Annotated in this window: 4 protein-coding genes; 3 read left to right on the top strand and 1 reads right to left on the bottom strand. The window is 61.6% G+C overall.

Features of this window, described 5'->3' with window-relative positions; all coding sequences use genetic code 11:
* The 3 genes from K8U03_19535 to K8U03_19525 form a co-directional block, all read left to right on the top strand.
* Positions 1–1,475 (top strand): TolC family protein (locus tag K8U03_19535; protein ID MCE9607082.1); only part of this gene is annotated, 1,475 nt, incomplete at its 5' end.
* Positions 1,476–1,677: 202 nt separating this feature from the next.
* Positions 1,678–3,096 carry an efflux RND transporter periplasmic adaptor subunit gene (locus K8U03_19530; protein ID MCE9607081.1) on the top strand — a complete coding sequence of 473 codons (1,419 nt, stop codon included), beginning with the start codon at positions 1,678–1,680 and terminating at the stop codon, positions 3,094–3,096.
* Positions 3,097–3,199: 103 nt separating this feature from the next.
* A complete protein-coding gene (locus tag K8U03_19525) occupies positions 3,200–6,715 on the top strand; it encodes an efflux RND transporter permease subunit (GenBank protein MCE9607080.1) in 3,516 nt (1,171 codons plus the stop codon).
* 107 nt (positions 6,716–6,822) lie between these two features.
* Here the strand turns inward: K8U03_19525 and K8U03_19520 are convergent, their stop codons facing one another.
* Positions 6,823–7,755, bottom strand: a complete 933-nt coding sequence (locus K8U03_19520; GenBank protein MCE9607079.1) for a histone deacetylase — start codon at positions 7,753–7,755, stop codon at positions 6,823–6,825.
* Positions 7,756–7,987: the final 232 nt, after the last annotated feature.

Genomic DNA, 7,987 nt, shown 5'->3' with positions numbered 1-7,987 from the left:
CCGCTTCCGCGACGACGATTTCGACTTCGGTCTCCGGTCAGCAAATCGCGGACTATGAAGCGGCATCCTCGTTGCGGGTCGTGGCGTTGCAGCAACAGCAGGTCCCGAGAAGCACACCACCGGCCGCGGCGAATCCCACGGCAACGGCGCAACCTCCGGTCGGGAAGCCGATGCCGCCGACGCCGTCGGATTCGCTCGCGCCGCCGGTGCCGAAGGTGGCCGTTCCGAAAGTAATTGCTCCGAAAGATCCCTACACTGCGAGCCCGCCGGGTGCGCTGCCGATCGAAAACGTGGCGACTCCACCCCTCGACGCCCAGCCCGGCACGACGTTGCAGGAAGTCGAGTTCATGGCGATGACCGGCAACCCGGCGCTGCGCGAATCGTCGGCCAAGGTCGGAGTCGCGCAAGGAAATGCCGTGCAGGTCGGCATGCTGCCGAATCCCGGGTTCTTCTCCAGCTCGCCGCAATGGGCTGGAAGCATCAGCCAATACAACGCCGTGTTCTCGCAGGAATTCATCACCGCCGGCAAGTTGCGGTTGAGCCGAGCCACGGCGCAACGGGCCGTCGAACAGGCGCAGCTCGACTTTACGCGGACCCGCTTCGAAGTGCTGACGAACGTGCGTCGGCAATACTACACGACGGCCACGGCGCAGCGACGCGTCGAAGTGCTCGAGCAGCTGTTAGGAGTATCTTCGCGATCGCGCGACGTCGGCCAGAAGTTGCTCGCGGCCGGTGAAACGAATCGCGCCGACGCCACGCTTTTGGAAATCGAATACGATCGTGCGGAGCTCGCGCATCAGAACGCGGTCTCCGTGCTGGATGCCTCGCGCAAGCGGCTGGCCGCGGTGATCGGCGTCGCGGAGATGGAAATCGGCCGGCTCCAGTTCGACCTAACGACACCGCTTCCGGAGTACGAGCTCGAAGCGGTTCGGCTCGGCGTCGTCGACCGCAACGCCGTCGCCGCGATCGCCGCCGTGGAAATCCAACGGACGCAATGGGCCTTGCGCCGCGCGATGGCCGAGCCGTATCCCGACTTCAACATCCAAGGTGGCTATCAATACGCGGTCGAAGGACCGAACCACCAACAAGGCTACGCGCAATTCACGACGACGATTCCGCTTTGGAACCGCAACCAGGGGGGCATCCGTTCCGCGCGTGCCGACACCGTTCGCGCCGTAGCCGCTCTGCAACGGACCGAGAACGAACTCTCGCAACAAACGGCCGACGCCCTCGGCACGTATATCCCCGCCGTCGAACGAGCACGAATTTATCGCGAACGGATCCTGCCGAAAGCCCAAGAAGTGTTTCGTGTGAACCGGAGCCTGTTCGAACAGGGGCAGACCGATTTCCTTCGGTTGCTGCAATCGCAACGGACGCTCATCGAGGCCGATCTCGGCTATATCGAAGCGGAAGAAGCACGTTGGACCTCGGCCGCGATCATCTCCGGATTGCTGCAACAGGAGCAGTTTCCGTAGTCGGTCGCAGGCTTGGTTGAGAGAATGCTATCGAGCATGTTGGTTTCCGCTTACTAAACGGTTATTTTGACTTGGCGCTAGTTACAAGTCGGTAATCGTTATTAGCCGGAGGCGTTCGCGTCGATCTGTCGCAGTAGAATTGCCGTATTAAGAGCATGTCCGTTTTCTTTGCTCGCACCTCGGCACTCGACGCGGTTGATTCATGCTCGCAAAATCGAAATCGCTCGCCCTGGTCGCCGTCTGTTTAGCGGTCGGCATCGGTGCTGGGTACTACGCTCGCGGTCGCATCGTAGCCGGTTCTGCGGCGAAAGCTGCGCCGCAACCGGCAACCGTTGCAGCATCTTCGGCGCCGAAGGAAGAAGCTCGCCTCTTGGCCGGGCATCCCGACACGGTGTACATGCCGGAAGAGATCGTCGACCGGCTCGGCGTCCGGATCGCGAAGGTCGAGAAGGTGCCGAATTCGCATCCGTTGAAGCTCCCCGGCTCGCTGATGCTCGACTCCAATCGCTTGGCTCGAATCCATTCTCGGTTCGACGGCCATATCATGTCGCTCGGAATGCATCGCGGACCGGACGGCAAGCCGGATCGGCCGTTGCAATTCGGCGACGAGGTCGAGAAAGATCAAACGCTCGCCGTGATCTGGAGCAAGGAGATCGGCCAAAAGAAAAGCGAGCTGCTCGATTCGTATTCGCAATTCAACCTGAGCAAAGCGACGCTGGATCGGTTGAAGACCTTGCGCCCCGGCGAAGTCTCGGAGCATGTCTTACGCGACGCGCAACGGGCCTACGAAGGAGCGCTGATCAGCGTTCAGAACGGCGAGCGCACGCTCCGTTCGTGGCAGCTTTCCGAAGCGGAAGTCGCCGCCATTCGTCGCGAGGCCGAGCGGCTGCACGGCGAAGGAGCGGCGCAGCAATCGGCGTCGGATTTGCGCGAAGGTTGGGCCGAGCTGCAAGTGCGGGCTCCGTTTCAAGGCGTGATCCTCGAAAAGAACATCACCATCGGCGAGATCGTCGATGCGAGTCTCGATCTGTTTAAGATCGGCGACATTCGCCGCTTAATGGTCGTCGCCAACGTCTATGAAGAAGACCTGCCCGGCATCATCGCGCTCCCGCCGGAGATGCGGAAATGGCGCATCGCGCTGACCGCCGAGCCGGAAGCCGCGCCGCTGACGGGCACGTTCGAGCTGGCCGGAAAGATCATCGACCCGGTGCAACACACGGCGCAGCTCGTCGGTTGGGTCGACAACCCGAACGGCAAGTACATGGCCGGGCAATTCATTTCGGCGCTCGTCGAATTGCTGCCGCGCCAAGGAGAGATCATCGTTCCTGCGGTCGCCGTGATCGACTCCGGCGAAGGAGGCGTGCTGTATGTGGTCGGTGGAGAAGCGAGCAACGAATTCTCGCGCAAGTTGGTCGCCGTGAGCTATCGAGGTCGCTCGTTCGTCCACTTGCGGACGCAGCTCACCGACGACGAACGCCAGCGCGGCTTCACCGTTTTGCAGCCGGGCCAACGGGTCGTATCGTCCGGCATCGTGATTCTGGAAAGCACTTGGAAGGAGCTCGGCTTAGCGAATCCGAGCAACGATACCGGCTTGGCCCAGCAGAATTCGTCGGGACCGTAACCGGATCGCCGTGCATTCCGACCGATCTTCGTCTTCGTCTTGCCGGTAGCCGCTTCTCTTCGCTCCGAAACCGTCGGGGCTCTCTTCTAGGCTCGGTGTCGTCATGGTTCATAGTCTGATTCACTGGGCGATTCACAATAAGCTGGTCGTGATTCTGCTGGCCGTCGCCATCGCCGTGGTCGGTTCGCATGCGCTGGTGAATATCAACATCGAAGCGTATCCCGACCCCGCACCGGCGATCGTCGAAGTCATCGCGCAATTTCCCGGCGCTTCGGCCGAAGAGATCGAACGGCAAGTGACCGTGCCGATGGAAGTCGCCCTGGCGGGCATGCCGGGGCTGACGACCACGCGCTCGAAATCGCTGTTCGGCTTGTCGCATGTGCGCAATCAGTTCGAATACGGCATCGATCCGAATCGCGCGAAGACCGAAGTCTTGAATCGCTTGAGCATGGTGAACTTTCCGCCGAACGTCGTGCCGCAGTTGAACCCAGCGTCGCCGATCGGCGAAATCTATCGTTACTATCTCTCGAATCCTCGCGATGCCGACGGCCGGCCGATCTACACGCTCTCGGATATGAAGTCGACGCAAGATTGGGTGCTCGATCGCGAACTGCGGCGCATTCCGGGAATCGGCAGCGTCGTCAGCTTCGGCGGCGAGATCAAGCGCTACGAAGTGCATCCCGATCCCGAGCGGCTGCGAAAATACGGCATCTCGCTGTCGACGTTGGAAGATGCGGTGAAGAATTCCAACGCCAACGCCGGCGGCGACTATCTGATGCTCGGCGAAACCGTGCAAGCGGTGCGCGGCCTGGGATTGATCGGCGGCGGGCAAGATCCCGTGCGTACGGTGCTCAACTGGAGCGATCCGCTGCGCGCGGCCAACCTGTTGCGCAGCGAAGAAGATCGCCGCTTGAACGAGATTCGGCGGATCGTGCTGGCCTCGAACAACAACATTCCGGTGCGGATCGGGGAAGTGGTCGAAGGGGGGCGCGCCGATTCCGATCTCGACCTCGCCGAGGCCGGCGTCGTCGTCGGACGCTCGACCAGGCTCGGTCGGGTCGCCGTGGCGATGCCGAAAAAGGGAACCGACGATGAGTACTTGCGCGACGCGAACGGCAACCGCGTCTGGGGGACCGACGACGACGTCGTCGAAGGGATCGCTCTGCTTCGCAAAGGAGAACAATCGCTTCCGGCCTTGCACGCCGTCGAAGCGAAAGTGAAAGAGCTCAACGAGCGGCAAGGAAAACTTTTGCCCGGCGTGAAGCTCGTCACCTTCAACGACCGAACCGAGCTGATCGACCGCACGACCGAGACCGTGAAGGAAAACGTCTTCGTCGGGCTCACGCTCGTGACGCTGATTCTCTTGGTGTTTCTCAACGATTTGCGCAGCGCGCTGATCGTCGCCGTGAACATTCCGCTATCGCTCTTGTTCTCGTTCGCGGTCCTGTATTTGCGCGGGCAATCGGCCAACTTACTTTCGCTCGGCGCCGTCGACTTCGGCATCATCGCCGACTCTTCGATCATCATGGTCGAGTGCGTGTATCGCTTCATCGCGACGAACCAAGATCCGCACTTGCCGTTGGAAAAGCGGATCGAGAAGGCGGCGAGCTCGATCGAGCGGATCTTGTTCTTCTCGACCCTCATCATGATCTTCGCGCTGCTGCCCCTCTTCACGATGAAGGGCCCGGAAGGACAAATCTTCGGCCCGATGGCCGACACCTACGCCCTCGCGTTGGGCTCGGCCCTGTTGCTTTCGATTACATTGAGCCCGGCGTTGTGTCGCATTTTCTTCAAGAGCTTGAAGCCCCGGCCGGAGAATCGGTTGGTCCGTGGGCTGAACGCGATCTATCTTCGTCAGCTCGCGTTCTTGTTGCGGCACCGGTATGCCGTCGTCGGTGCGTTCGTGGCTTTGGTCGCAGTTACTTTTTTCAGTCTCAACTATCTCGGGCGTGAGTTCATGCCGGCCTTGGAAGAAGGCAATATCTACGTTCGCGGCACGTTTCCCGTCAACGTCTCGCTGACGGAAGTCAACGACAAAGCGAAGATCGCCCGCGAGATCATGCAGAAATATCCCGAGATCAAAGGGGTGCTCAGCCAACTCGGCCGACCCGACGACGGCACGGACCCGACCGGTTTTTACAACGCCGAGCTTTTCGCCCCCCTCTTGAGCCAAGAAGATTGGCCGCTGGTGAAAGCGGAGTCGGGCTGGCGCCGCTGGCTCGGCACCCAATCGCGACATCGCTCGAAGAACGAGCTCATCGCCGAGATGAACGACGAGTTGAAGCGCGCGATTCCCGGCGTCGACTGGAGCTTCTCGCAAGCCATTCGCGATAACGTGCTCGAAACCCTGTCGGGCGTGAAGGGAGAAAACTCGATCAAGATCATCGGCTCCGACCTGACGGAATTACAGCAGCTCGCCGATGAAACGAAGCGCCGGCTGATGACCGTGCCCGGCATCGAGAACGTGGGGATCTTCAGCATTAAGGGACAAACGAATCTCGAATTCGCGATCGATAGCGAGAAGTGCGCGCGATGGAACGTCAGCACGGCCGATGTGCAAGACGTGATACAGACAGCGGTCGCCGGCAAGTCGCTGTCGAAGATCGTCGAAGGGGAGCGGAGTTTCGACCTGACGCTCCGTTGGCCGCGCCGGCTCCGCTCGAGCGCCGAAGAGATTTTGCAAATTCCGGTCGATGTCGTGCGGAATCAGGTGAAAGACATTGCGCGCAGCGCTTCCGGCCAAGGGAACGACGATCTCGCAATCTCGCCGATCGGTTCGAGCCGCTCGCAGCCGTCGCTCGCGGGCAACGCCTTCAACTCGCCGACCGCGTATCTCGATCTCGTGCCCCGTCGCCGGCTCGGCGATTTGGTTTCGCCGGTCAACGAAGAGGGGCTTCCCGATGTGAAAGGAAGCATGGTCCGCTCGGCCGCATCGACCATTTATCGCGAAGAGGGGAAGCGGTTGATCGCCGTTAGTTTTTCGGTTCGCGGACGCGATTTGGCTAGCGCCGTGTCGGAAGCTCAGGCCAAAACCGCTTCGCTTTATAAAGCGCCGATCGAAGTCGAATGGAGCGGTGAGTTTCAGGAAATGCAGGAGGCCGGCCATCGGTTGGCGATCGTCGTCTCGCTAGCGCTGATGTTGATTCTCGTGCTGTTGTATCTCGCCTTGCGTTCGCTGCTCGACGCGTTCGTCGTGCTGACGAACGTGCTGGTGATGTGCATCGGCGGCGTTTGGGCGCTCTTGCTTTCCGGCGAGACGTTCAACATCTCCGCGGGGGTCGGATTCATTTCGATCCTCGGCGTCGGGACGATGAGCGCGCTGTTGTTCATCTCGCGCTACAACATGCTTCGCGCCCACGGGCACTCGCTGGCCGAGGCGTTGAAGCTCGGCACCGAGGCCCTGATTCGCCCGCAATGCATGACCGCGCTGACGGCGATCTTGGGCCTGTTGCCGGCCGCCGTGTCGACGAAGATCGGCAGTGAGACGCAACGCCCGTTGGCGATCGTCGTCGTCGGCGGCATGCTCACGACGCTGTTGCTGACGAACCTGATTCCCGTCCTCTACAGCTTCTACGGCAAGCGAACGCCGCCGGAAGGCTCGGGGGAATTCGCGCATTAAAGTAGCAGGCACGTTCCACGTGCCGTAGCCACGGGCGACTCGAAACGACCGCATCCGACACCATCTCCGAACGACGCAAGCGGCGGACGGCACGTGGAACGTGCCTGCTACTGTAAGAGCCCGCGCAAATGCACCGCGACGGAGTCGGCCAGGGCTGCAAGGTCGTAGCCTCCTTCGAGTAGGCTCACGAGGCGGCCTTCGCAATGGACGTCGGCGACGTTGCGCACCAGCTTCGTCAGCTCCGTGAAGTCCTCGGTTTCGAGCTCGAGCGAGCCGATCGGGTCGTCTTTGTGAGCATCGAAGCCGGCGCTGATGAGCACCAGTTGCGGCTTCATGCGCGTGGCGATCTTGTCGAGCGCGGCTCGAAACAAGTCGAAGTATTTAGTCCGCGGCGTGCCGAACGCAACCGGCACGTTCACCGTCGTCCCCAGGCCCGGCCCTCGGCCCGTTTCGTCCGCCGCGCCGGTGCCGGGATAGAACGGGCTTCGATGGATCGAAAGAAACCCGACCTTGCCGTCTTCGTAGAATTCGTCTTGCGTACCGTTGCCGTGACGCACGTCCCAATCGATGATAAGCACTCGCTCGAGCGCATGCTCGGCGATCGCCGCCCGGGCCGCGACGGCGACGTTGTTGAACAAGCAGAAGCCCATCGGTGCGCCCTTGAGCGCATGATGGCCCGGCGGACGGACCAAGCAGAGCGCCGTCTTATCTTCCTTGCGCAACACCCGACCGACGGCATCGCACGCGCTTCCCGCGGCGAGCACGGCGGCGTCGTACGACCCGGCCGAGACGACGGTATCTTGCTCGATCGAACCGAGCTTGCCGGCTCCGATCGATTCCTTCAAGCGCACGACGTACTCGCGGTCGTGGCAGCGGACGAGCCGTTCGAGCGTGGCGGCAACGCAAGGGGGGCGCGTGCAGCGCGCGTCGAGCTTTTCCTCGGCGAGCTTCTTCGAGATCGCTTGCAAGCGCTCGAGTCGTTCCGGATGTTTGCCGGTTTCGTGTTTCAGGAATCGGTCGTCGGTGTAGAGCAGCGTCATCGTGATGCTTCCTTATCGGCGGCGGTGGCCGCACACGCGTGGCGGCCTCTCATCTAGGCTTCGTCGTTCGGCAGTTGAAAATGCTACCACGGCGCACGGTCGCGTGTTAAGTTGTCCCCTTCCTGCCGAGCTGATTCACGCCAAACCCCCTCCGCACGATTCGGGAGCCGCTCCGTATGCTTCGCCGTTCTACGTCGCCGATCGTCCGAGGCGAGCGGCCGGTGTGAACCGG

The sequence above is a fragment of the Planctomycetia bacterium genome, assembly GCA_021413845.1.
Taxonomy (GTDB): domain Bacteria; phylum Planctomycetota; class Planctomycetia; order Pirellulales; family PNKZ01; genus PNKZ01.
The sequence above is the reverse complement of the archived record's forward strand: the minus strand, read 5'-3'. Positions and strand labels throughout refer to the sequence as shown.

Excerpts from the sequence above, each read along its gene's own strand:
- K8U03_19530 (MCE9607081.1), top strand. The coding sequence starts at position 1,678 with ATGCTCGCAAAATCGAAATCGCTCGCCCTGGTCGCCGTCTGTTTAGCG.
- K8U03_19525 (MCE9607080.1), top strand. The coding sequence starts at position 3,200 with ATGGTTCATAGTCTGATTCACTGGGCGATTCACAATAAGCTGGTCGTG.
- K8U03_19520 (MCE9607079.1), bottom strand. The coding sequence starts at position 7,755 with ATGACGCTGCTCTACACCGACGACCGATTCCTGAAACACGAAACCGGC.